17 protein-coding genes are annotated in these 24,173 nt (G+C 46.4%); 6 read left to right on the plus strand and 11 right to left on the minus strand.

Annotation, left to right across the window (positions count from 1 at the left end; all coding sequences use genetic code 11):
* Positions 1-3: 3 nt before the first annotated feature.
* The 3 genes from ACTQ16_RS12650 to leuS all read right to left on the minus strand — a co-directional run bounded on the left by ACTQ16_RS12650 (position 4) and on the right by leuS (position 4,638).
* On the minus strand, positions 4-615 hold the full coding sequence (locus ACTQ16_RS12650; RefSeq protein WP_441937703.1) for a non-canonical purine NTP diphosphatase: 612 nt from the start codon (positions 613-615) through the stop codon (positions 4-6).
* 59 nt (positions 616-674) lie between these two features.
* A complete protein-coding gene (locus ACTQ16_RS12655; RefSeq protein ID WP_294969036.1) occupies positions 675-1,628 on the minus strand; it encodes a YitT family protein in 954 nt (317 codons plus the stop codon).
* A 148-nt stretch (positions 1,629-1,776) separates the two neighbouring features.
* Positions 1,777-4,638, minus strand: a complete 2,862-nt coding sequence (leuS, locus tag ACTQ16_RS12660; RefSeq protein WP_441937705.1) for a leucine--tRNA ligase — start codon at positions 4,636-4,638, stop codon at positions 1,777-1,779.
* 244 nt (positions 4,639-4,882) lie between these two features.
* On the opposite strand from leuS, the gene ACTQ16_RS12665 reads away from it, so the two are divergent.
* Entirely contained in the window at positions 4,883-7,792 is a 2,910-nt protein-coding gene (locus ACTQ16_RS12665) for an outer membrane beta-barrel protein (RefSeq protein WP_441937707.1), read from the plus strand.
* 193 nt (positions 7,793-7,985) lie between these two features.
* Positions 7,986-9,278 (plus strand): ATP-binding protein, encoded by a 1,293-nt coding sequence (locus ACTQ16_RS12670; protein ID WP_294969024.1) that lies wholly within the window; start codon positions 7,986-7,988, stop codon positions 9,276-9,278.
* A 112-nt stretch (positions 9,279-9,390) separates the two neighbouring features.
* On the opposite strand, the gene ACTQ16_RS12675 is transcribed toward ACTQ16_RS12670, so the two are convergent.
* Positions 9,391-10,791 (minus strand): hypothetical protein, encoded by a 1,401-nt coding sequence (locus tag ACTQ16_RS12675; protein WP_441937708.1) that lies wholly within the window; start codon positions 10,789-10,791, stop codon positions 9,391-9,393.
* A gap of 455 nt (positions 10,792-11,246) precedes the next feature.
* Here ACTQ16_RS12675 and ACTQ16_RS12680 point away from each other — a divergent pair, with 455 nt between their 5' ends.
* The 3 genes from ACTQ16_RS12680 to ACTQ16_RS12690 all read left to right on the plus strand — a co-directional run bounded on the left by ACTQ16_RS12680 (position 11,247) and on the right by ACTQ16_RS12690 (position 14,790).
* Complete coding sequence (locus tag ACTQ16_RS12680) at positions 11,247-12,575, plus strand: VapE domain-containing protein (protein ID WP_441937710.1); 1,329 nt, start codon at positions 11,247-11,249, stop codon at positions 12,573-12,575.
* Between the two features lie 469 nt (positions 12,576-13,044).
* The gene (locus ACTQ16_RS12685; RefSeq protein WP_441937712.1) at positions 13,045-13,464 is read left to right on the plus strand and encodes a DUF6078 family protein; all 420 of its coding nucleotides are present in this window, start codon (positions 13,045-13,047) and stop codon (positions 13,462-13,464) included.
* A 156-nt stretch (positions 13,465-13,620) separates the two neighbouring features.
* Positions 13,621-14,790, plus strand: coding sequence for an ATP-binding protein (locus ACTQ16_RS12690; RefSeq protein WP_441933737.1), 1,170 nt, complete (start codon positions 13,621-13,623; stop codon positions 14,788-14,790).
* A gap of 103 nt (positions 14,791-14,893) precedes the next feature.
* Here ACTQ16_RS12690 and ACTQ16_RS12695 read toward each other — a convergent pair whose 3' ends face one another.
* Positions 14,894-15,862: an aldo/keto reductase gene (locus ACTQ16_RS12695; RefSeq protein WP_441937713.1), complete on the minus strand. Its 969-nt coding sequence runs from the start codon at positions 15,860-15,862 to the stop codon at positions 14,894-14,896.
* A gap of 193 nt (positions 15,863-16,055) precedes the next feature.
* Between ACTQ16_RS12695 and ACTQ16_RS12700 the strand changes: the two genes are divergently transcribed.
* Positions 16,056-17,141, plus strand: coding sequence for a TIGR04133 family radical SAM/SPASM protein (locus ACTQ16_RS12700; protein ID WP_441937714.1), 1,086 nt, complete (start codon positions 16,056-16,058; stop codon positions 17,139-17,141).
* On the opposite strand, the gene ACTQ16_RS12705 is transcribed toward ACTQ16_RS12700, so the two are convergent.
* The 6 genes from ACTQ16_RS12705 to ACTQ16_RS12730 form a co-directional block, all read right to left on the minus strand.
* Positions 17,124-18,437 (minus strand): AAA family ATPase, encoded by a 1,314-nt coding sequence (locus ACTQ16_RS12705; protein ID WP_294968994.1) that lies wholly within the window; start codon positions 18,435-18,437, stop codon positions 17,124-17,126. The genes ACTQ16_RS12700 and ACTQ16_RS12705 overlap by 18 nt on opposite strands.
* Positions 18,438-18,660: 223 nt before the next feature.
* On the minus strand, positions 18,661-19,617 hold the full coding sequence (locus ACTQ16_RS12710; protein WP_441937715.1) for a sensor histidine kinase: 957 nt from the start codon (positions 19,615-19,617) through the stop codon (positions 18,661-18,663).
* Positions 19,607-20,398, minus strand: coding sequence for a hypothetical protein (locus ACTQ16_RS12715; protein ID WP_294968988.1), 792 nt, complete (start codon positions 20,396-20,398; stop codon positions 19,607-19,609). The genes ACTQ16_RS12710 and ACTQ16_RS12715 overlap by 11 nt, the downstream gene beginning before the upstream one ends.
* Before the next feature lie 72 nt (positions 20,399-20,470).
* The gene (locus ACTQ16_RS12720; protein WP_264951089.1) at positions 20,471-21,178 is read right to left on the minus strand and encodes a response regulator transcription factor; all 708 of its coding nucleotides are present in this window, start codon (positions 21,176-21,178) and stop codon (positions 20,471-20,473) included.
* 295 nt (positions 21,179-21,473) lie between these two features.
* Positions 21,474-21,824, minus strand: coding sequence for a hypothetical protein (locus ACTQ16_RS12725; RefSeq protein ID WP_294968985.1), 351 nt, complete (start codon positions 21,822-21,824; stop codon positions 21,474-21,476).
* Positions 21,825-22,273: 449 nt separating this feature from the next.
* Positions 22,274-24,145 (minus strand): 4-hydroxy-3-methylbut-2-en-1-yl diphosphate synthase, encoded by a 1,872-nt coding sequence (locus ACTQ16_RS12730; protein ID WP_441937717.1) that lies wholly within the window; start codon positions 24,143-24,145, stop codon positions 22,274-22,276.
* Positions 24,146-24,173: the final 28 nt, after the last annotated feature.

Here is a 24,173-nt window from a genome sequence, read left to right on the forward strand (position 1 = left end):
ACCTTATTTCTTTTTCAGATATTCTGCCAGTTTAGCCACGGCTCTGGCTCTGTGGCTGATGCCGTTCTTGATTTCCTCACCCAACTCGGCAAAGCTCTTGTCGTAGCCTTCAGGAACGAAAATAGGGTCGTAGCCGAAGCCTTCCGTGCCGTGCTTCTCGATAGCGATAGAACCGTTTACGATGCCGTCAAACTGATGGATTTTCTTGATGCTGGTACATCCGCAAGGACATACATCCTGCTTCTCTATGTAGCAGATAACGGTACGGAAGCGAGCCTTTCTGTTCTCTTTCCCATTCAGTTCTCTCAACAGCTTGGCCATGTTAGCCTCGCTGTCGTGGTCGGTTCCCTCAGCATATCGGGCACTATGAACGCCCGGAGCACCATCCAGCGCCTCTACCTCCAGTCCGGTATCATCGGCAAAGCAGCTCAGATGATAATGGTCGTAAACATACTGTGCTTTCTGCAAAGCATTCTCTTCCAGTGTGTTTCCGGTTTCAGGAATGTCCACGTTGCATCCTATTTCCTTCAGCGAAACTACCTCGTATTCGCTGCCCAGGATGTCGCGTATTTCCTGCAGTTTATGCTGGTTGTTGGTTGCAAATACTATCTTCATAATTTTCAATTTTTCAAATAATCTCTAACTAAGCAATCACTAATAAGAATAAGTAATCACTACTTCAGTTTCTTAATATCCTTGTCCTTGATTTTCACCTTCATTTCATCAAATCCCTCGCCATATACACCGATGACGGCACTCTGGCTGACGAAGGCATTCGGGTCGATGATTTTCACAATACGGAAGATGGTGACGCTCTCGTTCTTTTTAGCCAAGATACAGAGCACTTTCATCTCATCACCCGTGTACCAGCCGTGACCATCAAGAATCGTCACACCATGATTCATCTGCATACCGATGGCGTTGGCTATCTCCTGATATTTCTTGCTGAATATCATGAATTGCACACTCTCTCGCTTGGCATTCATCACATAGTCGAGTACCAGATTCTCTATCACCATCGTACAGAGACCGAATACTACCTTTCTTACTGCATCAATCGTAGTGAATTCCGGTTTAGCATTGAAGACGAAGAAGGAACTGCCCACGATGACGAGGTCCACGAAGATGAGCACCCGTCCCAGCGAGATATTATGGTATTTGTTCACGATGGCGGCGATGATATCCGTTCCTCCCGTACTTCCATTGTGCAGGAAGACGATGGCGAGCGACAAGCCTGTAAACAGACAGCCGATGATGAGCGACATGAAATCCTGTCCCTCTCCCAGCACCTGTACCATCTTGCCGTCTTCACCTATCATCAAGTCTTGTGCCAGAGCCAGGAATAGGGAGAGCATGATGATGGCATAGACGGTCTTCACCATGAACTTGAATCCCAGAATCTTCAGCGCAGCCAGCAGTAAGGCGGCATTGATGAGAAAATAAGACAAATAGATAGGTATCCCCGTGCCGTAGTAAATCACGGCTGCGATACCCGTTACGCCACCTGTTACTATCTGGTATGGAAGCAGAAAGATGGTCCATCCAAATGTGTAAAGCAACAGACCCAATGTAATGTAGAAATAGTCCTTGATTTCGTTCTTAATTCTCTGACTGATTGCTATTTGCATAATATTTTCCTCGTATTTTAAAAGTAGTTAAGGAGTTAAAGGAAGTTAAGACAACAGCTTTTGTTTTCGTATATCTTCTATTGACAGGATATACAATTGTCTTAACTCCTTTTACTCCTTAACTCCTTAACTTCCTGTTATCAGTAAATTACTTTTTCAACACAACGTTGACGATCTTCTTTGGTACGATGATCACTTTCAACACGTTGAATCCTTCCAAGTACTTCTGGCTCTTCTCGTCTGCCAATACCTGCTTCTGGATTTCCTCGTTAGGAGTATCCACAGGGAAAGTCATCTGGAAGCGAGCTTTACCGTTGAAGGAAATGGTGAGCTGCATATCGTTCTCCTTCAGATACTGCTCATCATACTTTGGCCATGCAGCATCGCAGACGCTGCCCTGCTCGCCAAGTGCTGCCCACAACTCTTCTGCGATGTGTGGAGCGAATGGAGCGATGAGGATCACGAGGTCTGTGAGCAGTTCTTTGTTGCGGCACTTCTGCTGACCGAGCTCGTTCACGGCAATCATGAAGGCTGAGATAGAAGTATTGTAAGAGAACTTCTCAATATCCTCGCTTACCTTCTTGATGAGCTTGTGAACGCTCTTCAGACTCTCTGGCTTCGCAGCCTCGTCGGCTGATGGAAGGAAGTTGTCGGTGCGGTTCTCGTAGAACAGACCCCAGAACTTCTTCAGGAAGCGGTGGCAACCGTCGATACCGTTGGTATCCCAAGGCTTGCTTGCCTCTACAGGACCCAGGAACATTTCGTAGAGACGCAGGGTATCAGCACCATACTTCTCGACAATCATATCTGGATTTACCACGTTGAACATACTCTTAGACATCTTCTCGATAGCCCATCCGCAGATGTACTTGCCATCCTCCAGGATGAACTCAGCGTTCTGATACTCAGGGCGCCAAGCCTTAAATGCCTCTATATCCAAAACATCGTTGCTTACGATGTTTACATCTACGTGGATAGGAGTTACGTCGTAATCCTTCTTCAGGTTCAGGCTTACGAATACAGGAGCCTTGTCGTGGTCATCGCTGTTGATGCGGTAAACGAAGTTAGAGCGACCCTGAATCATACCCTGGTTCACCAGCTTCTGGAATGGCTCTTCCTTGCAGCTTACGCCGAGGTCGAAGAGGAACTTGTTCCAGAAACGGGAGTAAATCAAGTGACCGGTAGCATGCTCGCAACCACCTACGTAGAGGTCCACGTTCTGCCAGTACTCATCAGCCTTCTTGCCTACGAGTGCTTCGTCGTTGTGAGGATCCATGTAGCGCAGGTAGTAAGCAGAAGAACCTGCGAAACCTGGCATGGTGTTGAGCTCCAGTGGGAATACGGTCTTGTTGTCTACGAGACTCTTGTCAACCACCTCTTTTTTCTCAGTATCCCAAGCCCACTTCTTAGCTCTGCCCAATGGTGGCTCGCCAGTCTCTGTAGGCTTGTAGGTCTCAATCTCAGGCAATTCGAGTGGCAGGCACTCCTCTGGAACCATCTGTGGCATTCCGTCCTTGTAATATACAGGGAATGGCTCACCCCAGTAGCGCTGACGCGAGAAGATGGCGTCGCGGAGACGATAGTTTACCTTTACTCTACCGATGCCCTTCTCGGTAACAAACTTCTTGGTAGCTGCGATAGCCTCCTTCACGGTGAGTCCGTTCAGAGAGAAACCATCCATGCTGCTCTTGCCTGCTACAGGTGAGTTGGTTACGATACCTTCCTTGGCATCGAAGCTCTCCTCTGAAACATCAGCACCCTCGATAAGAGGAATGATAGGCAGGTTGAAGTGCTTGGCGAAGGCGTAGTCACGGCTATCGTGAGCAGGCACAGCCATGATGGCACCTGTACCATATCCTGCCAATACATATTCTGAAATCCATATTGGAATTGCCTCACCGGTGAATGGATTGATGGCGTAGCTTCCTGAGAATACACCGGTTACGCTGTGGTTAGCCATACGGTCCAACTCGGTACGCTTCTTCACGTAGTCGAGATATTTCTCCACCTCTTCCTTCTGCTCGGCAGTAGTTACCTGCTGAACATATTCGCTCTCTGGAGCCAGAACCATGAAGGTTACACCAAACATAGTATCGGCACGGGTGGTGAAGATGGTGAACTTCACGTCGCTGTCCTTTACAGAGAATACTACCTCTGTACCCTCAGAACGGCCAATCCAGTTCTTCTGGGTTTCCTTGATACTGTCGCTCCACTGGATGGTTTCCAAACCGTCGAGCAGACGCTGAGAGTAAGCAGATGTTCTCAAGCACCACTGCTGCATCTTCTTCTGGATGACAGGATAACCGCCACGCTCACTTACGCCGTTTACTACCTCGTCGTTGGCAAGCACAGTACCCAGGCCTGGGCACCAGTTTACCATCGTTTCACCGAGGTAAGCGATGCGGTAGTTCATCAGGATCTGCTGCTTCTTCACGTCGTCGTAGCTGTTCCATTCCTCGGCTGTGAAGTCAATCTGCTCGTTCTGAGCCACGTTCAGGTCAGCAGAACCCTTCTCCTCGAAGCGCTTGATGAGCTTTTCGATAGGCTGAGCCTTCTGGCAGCTGTTGCAGAAGAATGAGTTGAACATCTTCTGGAAAGCCCACTGAGTCCAATGGTAATACTTAGGGTCGCAGGTGCGGACCTCGCGATCCCAATCGAAGCAGAAGCCAATCTTGTCGAGCTGCTCGCGGTAGCGGTTGATGTTGGCCACGGTAGTTACCTCTGGGTGCTGACCGGTCTGGATAGCATACTGCTCAGCAGGCAAACCGTAAGCATCGTAACCCATAGGGTTCAGTACGTTGAATCCGTTCAAACGCTTGTAGCGTGCATAGATATCGCTAGCGATATAACCAAGTGGGTGACCTACGTGCAGACCAGCTCCTGATGGATAAGGGAACATGTTGAGCACATAGAATTTCTTCTTGTTTTCATCCTCAGTCACCTTGTAGGTCTTGTTCTCGACCCATTTCTGGTGCCATTTCTTCTCGATTTCTCTGAAGTTGTATTCCATTGTCTTTATCTAATTATTTTGTTTCTTTTCTTTAATATAATAAGGTATAACCCCATTCAAGGTGCAAAATTACATTTATTTTAGCATATTACAAAATAAATCGTCATTTATTTTTAGAAAAGGAATGCGAGTAGAGTTTTTTTTTTTGTATCTTTGCAAAGTCTATCAGTATCTTTGCTGCCTGATGGGGCAATACGGTAGGTAGATGAGAGAATGTGGTGAATAATAACTAACTGATAATAATATGAAATCTATTAACTTGATTATCTTGTTTTTGATGGCTGTATTGCCAAATTATGCTTACGGCAATCAGCTGCAACAGCAAAACAACCAAGACAAGAAAAAGAAAGAGCATAAAGTAGAAGTCTATGGTGACGTGAAAGATTCGTTTACCCAAGCCTATCTGAAGGCCTTTGTCACGGTGATGGACAAGGACAGCAACGTGATAGATACCATGACTACGAGTGGATGGGAAAAACACCTCTTTTATCATACTCAAGTCCCAGCACGTCCCGCTACTTATATCGTCAAGGCAGAATGTGAAGGCTATGAGACGAACTGTATCAATCATACCATCAAATACATAGCACGCAATAAAAATTTCTTATTCCCTTCGCTTTTGCTCAAGAAGAAAATCAGTAGGGATGTTGCCCTCGATGGCGTGGTGGTGACTGGCACCAAGGTGAAGCTGGCTTACCGTGGCGACACGCTCATCTTTAACGCCAGCGCATTCAATGTGCCTGATGGCTCCATGCTCGATGCGCTTGTAAGACAGATGCCGGGAGCCGAAATGAAGAGTAACGGCGATATTTACGTAAACGGAAAAAAGATAGATTATCTGCTCCTCAACGGAAAAGACTTTTTCAAGGGGAAGAATCAGGTGATGCTCGACAATCTTCCTTACTATACCGTAAAGGAACTGAAGGTGTATGACCGTTCTTCTGAAAAAAGCCGACTCATGGGGAAGGAGATGGAGAAGAAAGACTATGTGATGGATGTGGCCCTGAAGCGTGAGTACTCCCGTGGATACATCGCCAACATGGAGGCGGCGGGGGGAAGCGAAGACCGCTATCTGGCTCGTCTCTTCGGTCTCTACTACACTGACAATTCTCGAATCTCGGTATTCGGTAACATGAATAACATGAACGAAACACGAAGACCGGGAAGTCAGGGCGACTGGTCGCCTTCCAACAGTCCGCAGGGACAGAAGACTACCCGCCAAGTGGGCGTTGACTTTAATACGTCATCGAAGAGTCAGAAAATACTTGAGCGGGGAAACGTAACGTTTGCTTGGGACAATACGCACGACTTGACCCACAGCTCGCAGGAGAATTTTGCCTCTACCGGCAATATCTTCGGTAGAAGTATCAATGATTCGCGCAGCGATAACCATAGTTTCAACCTCTATAATAACTTCCAGATGAGTGGAAAGTTGGGAGTATGGTTGGATACCCGTATCGACTACTCCGACAGAAAGACTTCATCGACAAACCGTAGTGCTACCTATTCTGCCAATCCTGAAAGATGGGGTGATATCAGGCAGACCATCGATTCTACCTTTGCACAGAATGTTAGTGGCAGCTTGCATGACATCATCACCAACCGGTCGCTCTATCAATCGCGCTCAAAAGAGCATGCATTCACAGGTAGTCAGACTGCTATGGTATGGTATAAGTTGCCATGGGGTGATAGAATAGACCTGAATTTGAATGGAAGCTATGCCAGCTCTAAGCCAAACGAGTCTTTCAGCCTGAACCGCAATGAGTATTTCAAGACTGGCGAGAAGGACTTGCGTAACTATTACAACGATAGCAGGTCGAACAGATATAATATAAGAGGTACCTTTACGTATGGAATAGAAATTCCATATACTAAATGGACTGTGTTGGTTGGCCCAGATTTTGAGCAAACCTATCAATCGGTAAAGGGCTTGAAATACCGTCTGGATGAGCTGGGCGGCGACTGGATAGCCAATCCGGAACTGACGTTTGCTACGCTGCCTTCTAATATGGAGCAGCTTTCGGGGGTGATTGACGAGGATGTGAGTAGAAGCTATCAAACGCTGAAAAAGAATACGGGTGGTGAACTTATATTCCAAAGAAGTGGTCCTTCTTCGTACCTGGTTCTGTCGCTGAGCATTTCTGAAGAAAAGGAGCGACTTAATTACCATACTTCGGCTCTCGACACGATAGCCAGGAGAAGCCGTGTGGTATTCAGACCTTCGTTCATATACGATTGTAATGACGATAAGAAGACTATCCGCTTATATTATTATATGCAGAGCCAGACGCCTGATTTCTTCAGCATCATGCCATACAGAGACAATTCGAATCCGCTGGCGGTGAGGGTGAACAATCCGGACCTGGAGAATTCGCTGTATCATCATTACGATGTAAACATCCGTTTCAACGGACTCAAGAATCAGCAGTATGTGGGATTCTTCGTTACGGGTAATTTCTATCACAATCTTGTGGGTACCCGCACTACTTATAATTCGCAGACGGGTGGCTATACCTATATGAGTGATAATATTGGTGGTGGCGGCAACTGGGATTTCTGGACAACGACATCTTATGGTGTGGCTCTTGACAAGGCTAGATTGTTCCGTCTGGATTATCGTCTGTGGTTTAACGGTTTACGCCGCAAGGATTTTGATATTGCTTACGATGATAATTCTACCCAGCTCTGCTATGTGCTCAGAACTGAGTTGGGTAACAGTTTGTACTTCAAGTATCAGAAAGACAAGTTGAGCATCAACTTGGGTGGAAAGGTGGAGTGGAAGCATGGTACGAGCGACCGCAGCAATTTCGAGAAATTGAATGCCTATGATTTTGAGTATGGTGGCAACATGACTTACACCTTGCCTCTGGGCATTTCGCTCTCTACCGACCTGAAGGAATATTGCAGGCGTGGTTACAGCGAGAAATCGTTTAACACCAGTGATCTGGTATGGAACGCCTCGCTGGCCCGTTCGTTCTGCAAAGGCAAGCTGACGCTGAAGGCCGAGGCTTTTGATATTCTTCAGAATCTGTCGAGCACCGTGTATGAGGTGGGCGGACAGGGCAAGACTGAGAAATGGAACAATACGCTGCCAAGCTATGCGATGGTGCATTTGATGTATAAATTCAGCAAGGCGCCGAAGAGTAAGAAATAATTGTGGGGGTATGAGGCTTGTGGGGGCTTTGGATGTATGATACAAATACACTTTTAAGGACGACTTTTTGTGGTTTTATACACTTTTAAGGACGACTTTTTGTGATTTTATACATTTTTAAGGACGACTTTTTGTGTTCTTTGAAATAAAAAATGTATCTTTGCATTCAGAAACATCAAATAGTCAGATAGTTATGAAGAGAAATGCCATCAAATACCTATATCAATGGAAAGCAAGCAACGACCGAAAGCCGTTGATCATGCTTGGAGCCCGCCAAGTTGGCAAAACCTGGTTGATGCAGGAATTTGCCAAAGAGGCCTATCCCCGTAGTGCATATGTAAACTTCGAAGACAATGAAATGCTCCGGGAAGTTTTTGCTCATGACTTTGATATCCCCCGTATTATTAATAGCATACAATGGAGTACAGGCGTTTCTATAGACGAAGATACGCTTATCATTCTTGATGAGATACAAGAAGCGCCCAGGGGTATCACTGCATTAAAGTATTTTGCAGAAAAAGCACCTCAATATCATGTCGTAGCTGCAGGTTCGTTGCTCGGAATAGCAATGCATCAGAAAGACTCTTTTCCTGTAGGTAAAGTAGATTTCATGCATTTATATCCTCTTACATTCTTTGAGTTCCTGGATGCAATCGGTGAAAGCCGTATGGTGGAACTGCTCATGTCAAAGGATTGGAATATGATAACCATGTTCCGGAATAAATTTGAGGAATGCCTGCGTCAGTATTATCTGGTAGGGGGAATGCCGGCTGTTGTCCAGTCTTTTGCCAGTGAGGGGAATCTGTCTAAAGTCAGAAGCATTCAAAATGGAATCCTTGAAGCGTATGAGCGTGATTTTTCTAAACATGCCCCGGCTATAGAAGTTCCACGTATCCGAATGGTATGGAAATCCATTCCATCCCAACTCGCCAAGGAAAACAAGAAATTCATCTATGGTGCCGTGAAGGAAGGAGCCAGAGCAAAGGATTTTGAGCTCGCCATCGAATGGCTGAAAGATGCAGGGCTGATCTATAAGGTAAACCGCTGTAAGAAAGCCTTGCTACCATTGACAGCATACGAGGATTTCTCTGCTTTCAAGTTATTCCTGTCTGATATCGGACTGATGGGAGCCATGAGTAATATTCCTGCCCAAAGCTTGCTGGAAGGAAATGTGCTGTTTTCTGATTTCAAGGGGGCGCTGACAGAACAGTATGTCCTGCAGCAGTTGAAGGAGAAATCTTCCTTGTCTATCTATTATTGGTCGGCAGAAAATTCACGTGGTGAAATAGATTTTCTGGTGCAGGATGAGGAAAGAATCATTCCGATAGAAGTAAAGGCTCAGGAGAATTTACAGGCTAAGAGTCTGAGGGTGTTTGTGGAGCGCAATCAGGGATTGAAAGGTATGCGCCTATCCATGTCACCTTACAGGGAGCAGGATTGGCTTGTCAATTATCCATTATATTCCGTATCTGCAATATTCGGATAAAAAAAAGTTCACAAGTTTGTGGACCACAAACTTGTGAACTTTTAATATTATTTTGTAAATCAGGCATTTAAATGTGTTTTTCTTGCTGCCATCAACCTGTATCAATGGGGGGCTAGCCGAAGAAACTGTAGCCCCAGATGGCCTGCATCATCCTGGCACAGAGCGAGGAGAAATTCTGATAGAGTTTAGGCGACCACTTCGTCATCCCATACAGCTCCTTCTTCTCCAGAAACATCTCCTCGTTCCATTCGGTATAATCATATTCATTGAAGTAGCGGGAATAATCGCTCAGATTATCTCCCGTAAAGCGGAGACGGGGATCGATGTTGCCAAACCAGTCGTCACTCATCATCTGATGGGCAAAGGTGGCGAAGGTACTCTCATGCTTGATCAGGTTGAGATGCTTCAGCACGCTCCATACGCAGAACCAGTGGTTTTTCCTGGAAACCAGATTCACCATCTTGGAGATGGATTTCTTCAATTCCTCCAGATTCACCGAACGGCCATTCACCGTAAGATAGAACACCTCATTATGGAGGTCTTGCTCGAATTCCTCCGGAAATTCTATGGCACGGATATGCTCCGTGATGAGCTGGTATTTCGCCACAGCATCCACGAGCATCATGAATTCATCATTCGAGAAATTCACTTTTATCAGCGAAGCACCCAACTGGCTCACGTCATCTGCACTATTGAGAAACAGCAGGAGCAGATTCTGGGGCACCAGATGCTTCAACTCCCTTCTGGCCTGGAGCCATTGGTTCACGTTGAGCGGTTTTCCATCGTTGTCATACTGCAGATTGGAGAAATACAGTTCCAGCTTTTCGCTGCTTTCCTTTTCCGAGATGTATTTCTGCACAGCCCATTCCGTTAATCGTGCCGCTTCCTCGGGTGGCATTTCTGAACTGGTAACGTGGCAAACTCTGCGGAAATGCAGCACCAGATAGCTGGCGAGGCAATAGAGACGGATGAGATACCACAGACGTTCCTCGTATCTCACTCCCGGAAACTTCGTAATTTTATGATTTTTCTGAATCAGCTTCTCCGTATTCAGGATATCTCCCACCATTATCTGTATCGATTCCCTGCTCATGCCATCCATCAGCAGCAGGTCCTGCAACTTAGGCAGGAGCGTACTGATTTCTGAGGAGAACATCGGGGAAGAGTGTCCTTCTACTTTCTTGCCAGCCTTGACCTGGGCAAGGACTTTTTTCATGAATTTGGTAAACTGGGTGGTGATGATGAGTTCGAAGGAGGTAAAATACGTTTCGTTCTGCTCCTTGCGATGATGGGAAACATCGGTATGCTGCAAGGCGAGGTCCTGATCTGCCAGATAGCAGAGTCGGGAAGCCTTGGTACATAGGGAGTGGATGTCGAAGGTCATCTCCTGAGAGCTGTAATCTTCCCATCCGTCCATCAACACCTTGAGCATCATTGCAAAATTGTCGAGTTGACGATCGAAAACCTCGTAGCTGAATGCGGGGACTTGTTTATTTTGTTGAGTCTGAAGCATATTTCTTGTTTTATAGTGAATAGTTTTCGAAACGAAGTTCCGTTATCAGTCTGCAAATTTACGTTTTTCTATCATTATCACCAAATGTTTTCCCATAAAACTGAAGAACTCTGCCCGATTTTCCCACGCCTTTTCCCACAACCCCTCTGATTTTTTCCCAAATGGAGCGGGAAGGGCGTGCGACAGACGGGAAAACTTGGAAAACGCCTTTCCTATTGATTATCTTTGCACCCGGAGTTGAGAAGACTGGATGGAAGTTTCAGGCTGCGGGTGGATAGAAAGCTATTTTCAAAAACACTCTTCACTCTTCACAAATGTATTATAAATAGCTAATATACAGTTGTTTAGATGCGTGAAGAGTGGTAGCCTACTCTTCACCACTCTTCACCACTCTTCACCCCATCTTTTTTGAGGGTGAATCACATCATTATTAATAATTTTTAAAGCCATGAATTATGGAAGAAAAAAGAAATTTTAAGTCATCTATGATGACAGGTAATCAGCTGGCAATCTACCAGGTAGAGAGCTTTCTGGAGGAGTCTTATCTCTTCCGGAGAAATGTTTTGAACGGAAAGACCGAGTTCATCTGCATCAAACCAGTAAAGGAACTGGAAGAAGAGGAACCGGAAAATTCCGAGGCGAAGGAGAACTCCGAAATAAAGGAGATTTCCGGGGAGAAGGAGTTGGAGAAAAAAGAAGTGACTCAAAAGAAGGAGGAGAATCCAGAGAAGAAAACCTGGCAGATTCTTACAGCTGAGGCATTCAACTCCATCGTACGCCGCGCCAAGAAATTGGGAATTGGCGAGCAGAAGTCGCCAAGACAGGACATCGAGGAGTACATCAAGTCGGATGCTGTTCCCGTTTTCGACCCTATCCGGGAATACATGAACAAGTTGCCGAAATGGGATGGCAAGAACCATGTGGCTGCTCTTTTCGGCAGAATTCCGGGATTGACCAGCGAACAGCTTGCCTGGTGCGCCACCTGGTTCCGTTCGGCAGTAGCCCATTGGCTGCAGATGGATATGCTGCACGGTAATGAAACCGTACCGGTGATTATCGGACAGCAGGGTTGCGGAAAAAGTACCTTTGCCGTCAGACTGCTGCCCGAGGAACTTCGACAGTATTTCCTCGACCACATCAACTTCGGCAACAAGTTTGATTCAGAAATGGCTCTCACCCACAATCTCATAGTGAATGTCGATGAGCTTGCCAACATCACCGTTGCCCAGCAGGGCAAGTTGAAACAGACCCTCTCGAAGGTAAAGGTGAATGGTCGTCCTATCTTCGGCAAGAGTCAGGCAGACCGCAGAAGATACGCCTCATTTCTGGCAACCACCAATGATGAGCATCCGCTCTGCGACCCGACGGGAAGTCGCCGCTACCTCTGTCTTCGGGTTCCCGACGGGGAGTTTATTGACAATAATTCAGCCATCAATTATGACCAGCTCTATGCACAAATGATGTATGAGCTTCGTGATAAGAAGACCCCTTATTGGTTCACCAATGATGAGGTGGCACGCATTCAGGAGTGCAACCTGCCTTTCTTCAAGGTAGATGATCTGGAGACCATGATCAACTACTGTTTCCGAATGCCGGAAGAGGAAGAGGAGGGCAAATGGATGGTAAGCTCCGAGGTATTCAAGGTGCTTCATCTGCAGTATCCTATGCTGGTAGGAAATTTGAGTACGAAGATTAAAATAGGTCAGGCTCTCAAGTTTATGGGATGCAAGAGCAAGCATACCAGAAACGGACAGGCCTATCAGCTCCTCCCTCTCTCGGCTTGAGAATAAACTGTGAGGAGCCTTATTTCCCCCAGAAGGGTAAACGTAAGCGGCTCCGCTGTGAAGAGTGGTGAAGAGTTGTGAAGAGTGGATGACCACTCTTCACCTCTCACAACCCCTGTGTTTATCGGGATTTCAGGCGAGTCTGTGAAGAGTGAAGAGTAAAATCGAGAGTAAGGTTTTTCACGGGCAAAACCACGTTTTCTGCAGTCGGAGAGCATATTCCGAATGGTTGTGGTAGATCTCCCGAAATTTTTCTCCCGACGTATTACTTTGCGCCCGTCAATGGCAAAAAATTGCCCCAGTAGAGGGCAATATTGTGCCATAGTCAGGCAAAAAGTGGAATGAGGCTCTTTTCAACTCGTCAGGACTATCATGACGACTTCCGGGAGGCTTTCCGGCACCTCGTAAGTACCCTTCCATACCTATTATATAATAGACTATACAATAACTTTTAAAATATAACGCAAAAATGAACAAATACATTCCTTACAACATTACATGCCCATTGGCATCATGTAGCCGTAGCAACACTTGTGCCCGCTACGCCAACTATCAGAAGGCAAAAGCCGAAGAAGCTTCCTTCATCATTTTGAATACCGATCTTCTCCAGGTAGAGGGAGAAGGCTGTCCTTATCATCTCGTATACGAACATCAGCGCTGGGCTAGAGGTTTCACCCGTCTCTGCGATTCCATCCCATCGGGCAATGCCAGATATCTGAACGTATACACCCCCTTCAGCCAGCGCCGTTTCTACAAGGCAAAGAATGGCGAGTTCCCCCTCGACCCTGAGATGCAGGAAGCTCTCCTGGAGGTTTTCAAGAAAAGAGGTGCCGACATCAGTCTGGGGTTTGACAGCTATGAGGACCAGAATGTGCTGGTAGAGAAGTAAGCGCCGATTATCTGCTAGTTTTTGGCATTTATAATGTAATTTTAGAAAATTGCACTCTATTCAGTGCAATTTTCGTTAAAAAGTGCACTAAGCCCAGTGCACTTTCGCTATTTATTCGTATATTTGCAGCCAAAGAACAACATAATCGGGCATAAAATGGAACAATTACAAGCAACATTCGACAAATTGCTGAGAGAAACGAGTACTACGTTTCATCGCTATATGTATAATCGCATCAATTGGGATGCTCGTATGATAGGTCTGATGGGACCAAGAGGTGTAGGTAAAACAACTTTGGTGCTTCAACACATCAAAGAACAACTACCAAGAAAAGACTCACTCTATGTACAGGCAGAAGATTTTTATTTTGCCAGTCATAGGCTCACCGAACTGGCAGATTCATTTGCAAAGATGGGCGGAAAGTATCTTTTCATTGATGAAATTCATAAATACAAGGATTGGGCAAGAGAGTTGAAATTGATATACGACTACCATGCCGAACTCCATGTAATGTTTACCGGATCATCTGTTCTCGACATAGCTAAGGGAGCATTTGACCTGAGTCGTCGTGCACTTATGTACGAGATGCAAGGTCTGTCATACCGGGAATATCTGGAACTCTTTCATGGAATCCACTTTCCGGTATGTACTTTAGAACAGCTTATGCAACAGGAAGTCAATATACCGACTGGCTTCTTGCCATTAGAACACTTCGCAGACTATCTGCAACGAGGATATTATCCTTTTTCTGATGGCGACATCAGAATGTATATTCAGCAAGTGGTCAATGCAACGATAGAAACCGATATTCCGCAATATGCTGACCTTACTGTTTCAACAGCAAGAAAACTCAAAAGGCTACTTGCCATTATCGCTCAGAGTGCACCATTCAAGCCTAATATGAGTCAGATAGGAGGGCAGTTGGAAGTTTCTAGAAACAATGTTGCCGACCTTTGCGCCTACTTGGAGAAAGCCGGACTTATTGGGCAACTCCGCACTTCAACTGGTGGTATTCAAGGACTAGGAAAGGTAGATAAGATTTATCTGGATAATCCAACGCTTATCTATACTCTTGCTGGAAAGAGTGTTGAGATAGGAACTGTGAGAGAAACTTTCTTTTTCAATCAGACACGCTCATTCATGCCAGTAACAGTATCACCTATATCTGATTTCCTGATAGACGGGAAATATACATTCGAGGTTGGAGGAAAAAAGAAAAAGCAAAATCAGCTGCAGAACATAGAAAATGGATATGTAGTAAAGGACGATATTGAGACTGGTTATGGAAACATTATTCCGTTATGGATGTTTGGCATGCTCTATTAAAATACCACGATTTGGCAAAATAGTGAACTGTTATTCTGCCAAATCTATGTAAAAATACTACGATTTGGCAAAATAACAGAGAAATGATTTGGTTAATCCAATATTAAAAAGCCTTGGCATGAACACACTTCATGTTCTTTTCCAGCTGGGCTGTTGAACTGGCACCTACCAATACGCTGGTAACGCCTTTCTGCTGCAATATCCAGGCTAGCGCCATCTCGGCAAGGGTCTCGCCTCGTTCCCCAGCTTCCTGATTCCATTGCTTCAGCTGCTCCAGCAACTCCGGTGTCAGGGCGCTGTGCTTCAGGAAATGCTCCTTTGCCATGCGGCTATCGGCTGGGATGCCGTTGAGATAGCGGTCGGTGAGGAGACCTTGTGCCAGAGGCGAGAAGGAGATGAATCCGATGCCGTTCTCGTGACAGTAGTCGAGGGTTCCGTTCTCCTGTGGCGTACGGTCGAGCATGTTGAGTCGGTCCTGGAAGATGAGCAGCGGACAGTCGCGCTCCTTCAGGTATTTATCTGCGAACTTCAGGGCTTCCAGTGGCCATCGGCTGATGCCGAGATAGAGTGCCTTACCCTGCTTCACGATGTCTACCATTGCCTGGAGGGTTTCCTCAAGTGGGGTATTCGGGTCGTAGCGATGACTGTAGAAGAGATCTACATAGTCCAGATTCATGCGCTTGAGACTCTGGTCGAGGCTCGCCATCAGATACTTGCGAGAGCCCCAGTTGCCGTAAGGACCTTCCCACATATCGTATCCCGCCTTGGTAGAGATGAAGAGTTCGTCGCGATAAGGCTGGAAATCATCCTTCATCAGTCTGCCCATGGTTTCCTCGGCGCTTCCGTAAGGAGGACCATAGTTGTTGGCAAGGTCGAAGTGGGTGATTCCGTGGTCGAAGGCATAATGGGTGATGGCACGGCTTCTCTCGTAAGGATCCACTCCTCCGAAGTTGTGCCAGAATCCCAGACTAACCTTAGGCAGCAAGACTCCGCTCTTGCCGCATCTCTTGTAAAGCGCCTCTGCATCGCCATAGCGATTGGCATCGGCTGTGTAGATTCCTTTTAAGTCCATAATTCCTATTTATTTTATGTTTGAATATCTTGTTCAGCAGCAAAGGTATTGCTTTTTTTTAGAAATGGGTGGAAAGTGGCTCTTAAAAATGTGTAAAACGGCAAAAAAACTCTCTGGGCTTTGCCTGCTCATGGGAAGCCTTCAGCTTCTGTGTTTTCACTAATTCCCTCTAGATTAAATAAGATAATTCAGTATGACGAAGATAGAACCCTTATCCTTGCGCCGAAGACTCGCTTTGGAGATTTTGCGCAAGGGGTATCAGCATATAGTAGAGGAGCATCCGTTGCGCCAGCTCTTCTGGGAATGTACCCTGCGTTGCAACCTGCATTGCCGCCATTGCGGAAGCGATTGCAAGGTAAAGGCAGGAATAACCGATATGCCCCTTCAGGATTTCCTGCGGGTGCTAGATAACATCAGCCAACATACGGATCCTCATCAGGTATTCGTCATCGTAACGGGGGGAGAACCCTTGATGCGTGAGGACATCACCCAATGTGGAGCTGCCATTTACAAGAAGGGCTTTCCATGGGGAATGGTAACCAACGCACTCTATCTTACTCCTCAGAAATTCAATGACTTACTGAATGCAGGACTCCATACCATGACCATCAGCATGGATGGATTGGGCGATGAGCACAACTGGATGCGGGGCAACAAGCATAGTTTCGAGATGGTTTCGCAAGCTATCGACCTTCTGGTTTCGCATCCCGAAATCAAGTTTGATATCCTTACCTGCGTCAATCGCCGCAATTATCCCCATCTTGACGCCATCAGGCAGTTTCTGATAGATAAAGGGGTGAAAAACTGGCGAGTTGTTGCCGTATTTCCTGTAGGCAGAGCTGCTTCAAATCCTGATATGCATCTAGCTGCGGAAGAATACAAAGGCATCCTGGAGTTTATCAAGCAGGCCCGAAAAGAGGGTAGGATAGCGTGCAGCTATGGTTGCGAGGGATTCATGGGCAACTTCGAAGGCGATATCCGCAATACTTTCTATGGTTGTCATGCAGGCGTAACCGTTGGTTCGGTCTTGGTAGATGGCTCCATTTCAGCCTGTGCCAGCATCCGTTCCAACTATCATCAGGGCAATATCTACCAGGATGATTTCATGGATATCTGGCAGCACCGTTTCCTTCCTTACCGTAACCGTGAATGGATGCGGAAGGGTGAGTGTGCCGAGTGCAGATACTTCAGATACTGCCAGGGCAGTGGTATGCATCTTCGTGATGATGAGGGCAATCTCATCATGTGCCCGCTTCATAGATTACATGTCTTGCAGTGAAAGTCCTATCGTCTCAAACTCATATTCTCCAAAGTCCTTTTTGGGCAATATGGCTATCTTCTCTTGTAGCTTACTCATACTGAGCTTATGAACATTGCGTTTGATTTCTGCAATCAAGCCGGTATGGGTGAACTCGTTGATGGCGATGAGATCTATTTCGTTCTCTCCTTTTCGGTCCCACCAGTTTCCTATTTGCGTAAATTGCTCTGTTTCCATGAATTTATCCTGGAAATAACGTTCCAGGGTTCTGCCTGTGAAGCCTTCGTAATTGTTTTCGATGTTGCTGCGCAGGAGAGAGAACAGATTGCGCTCTATCAGCGACTGATATGGATAGATGAACCGGAACCAGAAGCGCAGGAAGTTATCATGGATTTCGTATGCCGTAACTTTTCCGTTTTTCTTAGCCAGTAGTGGCTTCATCCGGTTGATGAGTTCATATCTGCTTTCCAGATTCTGGAGATATGTGCCCATGTCTTTATGTAATACGCTATCTATCTCGCTACGCTTGGTCTTGCCGTTGGCGATGACTTGCAAGATGGAGAAATAGGTGGTGAAATCTCCACTGAATTCCTGGTTCAGAAGATCCTTACCCTCGGTAAGGAAGTAGGAATCCTGTCGGCAGACATAGTCGAGCATCTTTTTTCTGGTGTAGCATTTGGCATCTATGAGCAATTCTATATACTTTGCCACGCCACCGGTAATGGCATATAGACAGAGTAAATCCTCTGGCAGATAGTTTGGGTTTACATCTTGCAGAATCTGCTTCATCACCTCAATGGTGAAAGGACGGAGGGTAAACTTGGATGTAGGACGCCCGTAGAGCGGTTCCGATTCATCCTCGAAGATTCGTTTCATTAAAGTCTGGATACTGCCCGATACAATGAAATTGATTTTTGCCTCTCGCTTATATCGGTCCCAGATATTCTGTATATCTCCAAAGATAGATGGATTAATCTTATAGAGTGTCTGAAATTCATCCATCACGATGGTGAGGTGTCGCTTTTGGGCTTCCTTCATGATCACTTCGAACAGGTCCTTGAACTTGGAAACCTCACCATAGATGGTAAGTCCTATCTGCTGCTCCAGGTCTCTTTGGAAATTCTGGCACAATAGAGCCTCCGAGTCTTTGGAGACAAAGAGGTAGGCATACTCCTTTTTCTCTAAAAACTTTGTGATGAGTGAAGTCTTGCCTATTCTTCTGCGCCCCATCAGAACTGTAAACACAGCACTCTCAAACGACTGCTGCTCATTGGCTTGCAAGATTGCAAGTTCTTTATCTCTATCGTAAAACTTCATAATGTAAATCCTCGTTTATATAAATGGCGGTTTATATTTGTGCTGCAAATATACGAAATAGTTTTGTAACAGAGAAGAGTTTTCTCATAAAGTTTCTTTTTTTAATGTTATTTTCATTATTTCCCCCAAAAACTTGCGGATTTCAAATATGTATCTTTGTTTCGGACATTATGAAATCTTCGTTACGTAAAATTCATAATTCAGTAAATGCTTATGGTACAGATTATTTCGGCAGCGAGATGGTGAACTCCGACCATTTGTCTTTCTCGCTCTTCACGCTTATCTTGCCGCCATGGGCGTTGATTACCTGCAGCACGTAGTTCAGACCGATACCGAAGCCGCCACGAGTCTTGCGGGCATCCTTTTCGTGCTCTGCGGCGCGCTCAAAGCGGTTGAAGATGGTCTTCAGCTCGCTTTTGGCTATGCCGATACCCTCATCAAAAACCTTGATATAAACGTTTCTGTCATCCTTCAGGGTGGAAATCTCAATGTTGATTTCCTCCTTCGAGTATTTGGTGGCGTTATCCACCAGATTGCTGATCGCTTCCTTCAGATATTCCTCGTCGGCTAGGGCAGAGGTGGCTCCAAACCGGGTGATGATATGGATCGGTTTCGCTGATTTCGCCTTGTATTTATCCACCACATCCTCTATCATCGTTTCCAAATCTACTTCCGCCTTCTGAATATGCAGCTTGCCGTGCTCCAGTTTCGAGATGGTGAGCAGGCGGTTGATGAGGGCAAGCAGATGCTGCGCCTCGTCTTCTACGATGCAGAAATATTTCTCCTTCATTTCCGGCTTCTTCTCCAGTACGCCGCTGTGCAGATACTTGGTTCCCATGATGATGGAGGTGAGTGGCGACTTCATGTCGTGAACCATTGCATAGGAGAAGTCCTCGCGCAGCAGTCGCACCCTTTCCTGCTCATCGATGTAGTTGATCTGGTCGATGAGGCTCAGGATGATCACCACCGTGGTAAGGAGCGAGGTGAAAACCGTGAACTTGCTTTCGTAGAAGGCAGCGAGCAAAGCCTGTGCCCTGACATCCGGTGCCAGGTTCCAGGGCGTTTCAAATCCCATCTGGTGAACGGTCATCTCGAAAGAGTTCCACATCCAGAACAGCTGCATGCAGAGCACGGCAATCAGAGCCGTGGTGCTGAGTGCCTTGGCTCTATTAGTCTTCATCTTTCACAAGCATTTCAGGCAGTTTCCTGCTCAGGGCAGCGAATCCACCTATAGTTAAGGCTGTGCCGGCTATCAGGAGCAATATGCCGAGCACTTTCGATTCAAACTGGAAGGGAACCAGATTGGATACGAAATAGAGCACGATGAGAATGATGGTGCTGCGCGTCTTGCTGTATATCCAGCTGCAATAGCAGAGGGAGATAAAACCGAGCACGGTCAAATCTACATTGATGTCACCACTAGATGTTACCGACATCATGCTGGCTGGCAGCATCATGATCGAGAGGGTGAGCAGCTGCACCCAACTCTTCTTGCCGCAGCGGATCAGTTCCTCCTGAATGGCGCCGAAGAAGATGTAGGCAGATATAAACGATCCGTTGATATTAAAAGGCAGGAAGCCGAGATAGCTAATATCCATCATCTGCTTGGGAAGGAAGTCGAGATGGAAGAGGTTCATGATGGAATAGAAGACCATGGTGAAGCCCAGAATCGGCATGGTGCAAATGGTCATCGCCTTCCATTTGGCGGCAGGAATCACCTTTCCAAGCGAGAACCTGGAGAATTTGTAATGTCCGAAGGTGAACCATACGATGAGTATGCCCAGAAATCCGATGACTATTATAAACGGATAGATTGATTCCTTCAGGGCTCCTATCTGCTGGCTGTGGGAGCCCGAATGCATGTTCATTGCCATGTAGAGTCCCACCAGGAATCCTCCCAGGAAGATGGTGATGAGATATTCTGCCAGGAACAGTATGTAGTATAATATCGCTTTCAGCATGATGAATGTCTTTTCTGTTTTTTCTTTCTTCTAATTAATTCTCGTATGATGTTATGAGGGGGTGGGGGATGTTTATTCTGCGATGAGCTTGAATCCCACTCCTCTGATGGTTTTCAGTTCTACGGCAGGCTCGTCTTCCAGTGCCGTGCGGATTTTTTTGATGAATACATCCAGGCTTCTGGAAGCGAAGTAATCCTTGTCTTCCACGCCCCAGAAACGGCTCAGTACGGCTTCCCGGCGTACCACCTCGTTCTTGTTTACCGCCAGCAGTTCGAGGATTTTAGCCTCTCGTGCGGTAAGCATCTTCTCGCTGCCTTCCTGTGTATCTTTCAGGGTGGCGTGGTTGGCATCCAGTGTATATCTTCCCAGCTTGATCTGGCAGCTGGCATTCTCGCTGCGCTTTCCGGCTTTCAGCTGGATGAGGCTATGTATGTGGGCATCAAGCTCTTCGGGAATGAAAGGCTTCTTGATATAGTTGTTGGCTCCGGCGGCATAACCTGCCTTCAAATCCTTGGGTGCGGTGAGGCCGGTGGTAAAAAGGATGATGGTATCTCCATCCACCTCTCGGATGTTCTTCACCATTTCGATGCCGTCCATGATAGGCATGTCGATATCCGATACGATGACATCGGGCTGAAAGTCTCTCCACGCCTTCAGTCCTTCCTTGCCGTTAACGGCGGTTTTCACTTCATATCCTCCGATGATATCCTCGAAGCAGCTTTTCTCCATATAGGCGAGGTTTTCATCATCCTCAACCAGGAGTAACTTAGTATCAGCCATAATCGTATTTTGTTTTCAATGTTTCGATTGCAAAGATACATTTTTTATTTGAAACGGCAAAGCAATGAAGGGATGATTAACTTAAAGATAACATAGTGAACTCTGGCAGCAAAGTATGCTTGCCTTCCTTTGTCATTCAGGGAGTATGTGGAAGGCATCGGAGGTACGTCCAACTTACGGCAGCTACAGTTAGGGACGAGGCTACTCTGAAGCGAGAGCTAGCCTCGCTTCAGCAGATTAATGGTCAATATCCCAAATATATCCTTACCCTAGATGAAGATCCTGATGCTCTTTATTAACTTGAAAATTTTATATTTCGTATAATTAAAATAGCAACGATAGTAACCATCGCTATAACAAATGGAAGAGCGAAAAGTAAGGCTGGAATGAAATCCCATGCTACGAAGTACCAATACGAATACATTGGAATCATGATAGACATGCCGCCCAAACAAAAACATGTATATGTCTTGACTGGCTCTTTTGCAGGATGAATTTGCAGACCACAATGAGGGCAGGTTGTATAGTAAGACGTGCCGTGCAGAAAGTATTTTTTTACGGTACTGAATGGCACTTGCTCTCCACACTCTGGACATTTTGCATGGCAAAGGTGTTGAAAGAGAGACTTTTTCTTATTCTTTTCCATTTAAAAAATCTTGAAATACAGACAATATACGAACAGAGAAAGTAGCAATAGCAATGCGGCTATTGCGATAATGCTAGCAACTGAAGTGCATGTAGTCGCAGAAATCTGCGCTACCCATCCGTCTATAACTAAAATAGCAACAATTAACCACTACTTGGGGCTTCTGCTACTTAATGGTTTTAAAAAATCACTCATAAGAATCTCTTTTATGTTGGTTATTAAATCTTGTGCAAAGATACAACTTTTTCTGTGATAATAGCGATATTCTTCTCTTATTAACTTAAAGATAACATTTTTTCTTTGCAACAGTTCTTTCTTTTAGTGAAAACAAATTGGTGATTAAACTAAAGAAATCTGTTGTTGCTTTTGTTACAAAATAAAACAAAAAGGTCAAACTCGTGTCTTACCTCACAAGTTTGACCTTTCTGTTTTTTATGATTTTCTCTTTATTATCCTTCCTTATCCGAGTCGATGAGGGCGAGCAGATGCTCTACTGCCACCTCCTGTGGAATGTTCTTTTCTACGCAAACCTGCTTGCGGTAGAGGCTTACACGGTTAGGACCGGCACCTACGTAGCCGTAATCGGCATCCGCCATTTCGCCTGGACCATTCACGATGCAGCCCATGATTCCTATCTTCAAACCCTTGAGATGCTTGGTTGCCTCCTTAATCTTGGCAATGGTTTCACGGAGATCGTAGAGTGTTCTGCCGCAACCAGGACAACTGATATACTCGGTCTTGCTGGTGCGCAGACGGGCTGCCTGGAGAATGCCGAAAGCGGTTTCATCTACTGTCAGGGCAGGGATGTCACCATCGTTCATCAGCCAGATACCATCGGTAAGACCATCAATCATCAGGGCTCCCATATCGGCTGCTGCCTCCAGCTGGAAGTCGCTCTTCTCCTCCTTGCTGTGCTGGTACATCTCGGCGAAAACCACAGGGTTCTTCAAGCCGGCATTCATCATCTCGTGAACCAATGCGCGCTGGTCGCCCAGGCGATTCTGATGATTGCTGACGCAGATAACCACCACCTCTGGATGAGCCTTCAGGCAGGCGATGTATTCCTCGGCTGGAGTACCAAACTGCAGGGTGAGGAACTTGACGTCGGCCTTGATGCTGGCGATGAGCGGCATTGCCATGGCTGGGAAGATAGGGTAGAGCTTGGCACCGGTGGTCTCAGGCTTGCTGTTCAGCGTCTCGTAAACATTGTAATCTACGATGTAGCTCTGACCTGGCACAAACTGCTTAGGCATCTTGCCGCCTATATAGATATAATCAGGCGTAGCATCCTTGTTCTCACAAACGGTGCTCTCGCCGTTGATTCGGTTGCTGATAACCACCGGAACGTTGTTGCCGCCGATATTGCCTACTGCCACGGTTTCGCGGCGGGTAGGGCGCAGCCAGTCGAAGCCAGGATAAGCTGCGGCAGGAATCAGCAGATGACCCTGTTTCTTGCCGATGTAATCTACCAGGTGTCGAGCCACCGGAATCTCTGCAGCAGGCTCCTCGCTGAGGCTTACACGAACGGTATCGCCGATACCGTCAGCCAGCAGGGCACCGATACCCACGGCACTCTTGATTCTTCCATCCTCGCCTTCGCCAGCTTCGGTTACGCCGAGGTGGAGTGGGTAGTTCATGCCTTCCTTCTCCATTTCTTCTACCAGGAGGCGCATGGAGCGGACCATCACAACGGTATTGGATGATTTGATGCTGATAACCACATCGTGGAAATTTTCCTTCTTGCAGATGCGCAGGAATTCGAGGCAGCTCTCTACGATGCCCTCTGGCGTATCGCCATAGCGGTTGCGGATGCGGTCGGAGAGGGAACCGTGGTTCACGCCGATGCGGATGGCTGTATGGTTCTCCTTGCAGATGTTGAGGAAAGGCACGAAGCGTTCCTCAATCTTCTTGAGTTCGTGAGCATACTCTTCATCAGTATATTCCTGCTTGATGAACTTGCGGGCAGGATCCACGTAGTTGCCTGGATTTATGCGTACTTTCTCACAATAGAGAGCAGCCACGTCGGCAACGTTAGGATTGAAGTGAACATCGGCTACGAGCGGAGTCTGATAGCCGTCGGCACGGATGCCGGCATTGATGTTTTTCATATTCTCTGCCTCGCGGGAACCCTGAGTGGTGAAGCGCACCAGCTCGCCACCAGCCTTGATAATCTCCTCAGCCTGTTGAACGCAAGCCTCGGTATCATTGGTGTTGGTGGTGGTCATCGACTGGATGCGGATAGGATTATCGCCACCCAGGTTGAGGGCTCCGATATGTGCCACAGAAGAGGCACGGCGGGTATAATTGAATAAATCTACCATAATGTATAAGAATAGAATATGCCCCAAA

Source organism: Prevotella sp. LCP21S3_D2 (assembly GCF_052118345.1).
Taxonomy (GTDB): domain Bacteria; phylum Bacteroidota; class Bacteroidia; order Bacteroidales; family Bacteroidaceae; genus Prevotella.

What these genes read in the sequence shown, in the direction of transcription:
- ACTQ16_RS12710 (WP_441937715.1), bottom strand. Translation starts at nt 19,617, where the DNA reads ATGAAGACTAATAGAGCCAAGGCACTCAGCACCACGGCTCTGATTGCC.
- ACTQ16_RS12725 (WP_294968985.1), bottom strand. Translation starts at nt 21,824, where the DNA reads ATGGAAAAGAATAAGAAAAAGTCTCTCTTTCAACACCTTTGCCATGCA.
- ACTQ16_RS12680 (WP_441937710.1), top strand. Translation starts at nt 11,247, where the DNA reads ATGGAAGAAAAAAGAAATTTTAAGTCATCTATGATGACAGGTAATCAG.
- ACTQ16_RS12720 (WP_264951089.1), bottom strand. Translation starts at nt 21,178, where the DNA reads ATGGCTGATACTAAGTTACTCCTGGTTGAGGATGATGAAAACCTCGCC.
- ACTQ16_RS12695 (WP_441937713.1), bottom strand. Translation starts at nt 15,862, where the DNA reads ATGGACTTAAAAGGAATCTACACAGCCGATGCCAATCGCTATGGCGAT.
- ACTQ16_RS12650 (WP_441937703.1), bottom strand. Translation starts at nt 615, where the DNA reads ATGAAGATAGTATTTGCAACCAACAACCAGCATAAACTGCAGGAAATA.
- ACTQ16_RS12655 (WP_294969036.1), bottom strand. Translation starts at nt 1,628, where the DNA reads ATGCAAATAGCAATCAGTCAGAGAATTAAGAACGAAATCAAGGACTAT.
- ACTQ16_RS12700 (WP_441937714.1), top strand. Translation starts at nt 16,056, where the DNA reads ATGACGAAGATAGAACCCTTATCCTTGCGCCGAAGACTCGCTTTGGAG.
- ACTQ16_RS12670 (WP_294969024.1), top strand. Translation starts at nt 7,986, where the DNA reads ATGAAGAGAAATGCCATCAAATACCTATATCAATGGAAAGCAAGCAAC.
- ACTQ16_RS12705 (WP_294968994.1), bottom strand. Translation starts at nt 18,437, where the DNA reads ATGAAGTTTTACGATAGAGATAAAGAACTTGCAATCTTGCAAGCCAAT.
- ACTQ16_RS12730 (WP_441937717.1), bottom strand. Translation starts at nt 24,145, where the DNA reads ATGGTAGATTTATTCAATTATACCCGCCGTGCCTCTTCTGTGGCACAT.
- ACTQ16_RS12685 (WP_441937712.1), top strand. Translation starts at nt 13,045, where the DNA reads ATGAACAAATACATTCCTTACAACATTACATGCCCATTGGCATCATGT.
- ACTQ16_RS12715 (WP_294968988.1), bottom strand. Translation starts at nt 20,398, where the DNA reads ATGCTGAAAGCGATATTATACTACATACTGTTCCTGGCAGAATATCTC.
- ACTQ16_RS12665 (WP_441937707.1), top strand. Translation starts at nt 4,883, where the DNA reads ATGAAATCTATTAACTTGATTATCTTGTTTTTGATGGCTGTATTGCCA.
- leuS (WP_441937705.1), bottom strand. Translation starts at nt 4,638, where the DNA reads ATGGAATACAACTTCAGAGAAATCGAGAAGAAATGGCACCAGAAATGG.
- ACTQ16_RS12690 (WP_441933737.1), top strand. Translation starts at nt 13,621, where the DNA reads ATGGAACAATTACAAGCAACATTCGACAAATTGCTGAGAGAAACGAGT.
- ACTQ16_RS12675 (WP_441937708.1), bottom strand. Translation starts at nt 10,791, where the DNA reads ATGCTTCAGACTCAACAAAATAAACAAGTCCCCGCATTCAGCTACGAG.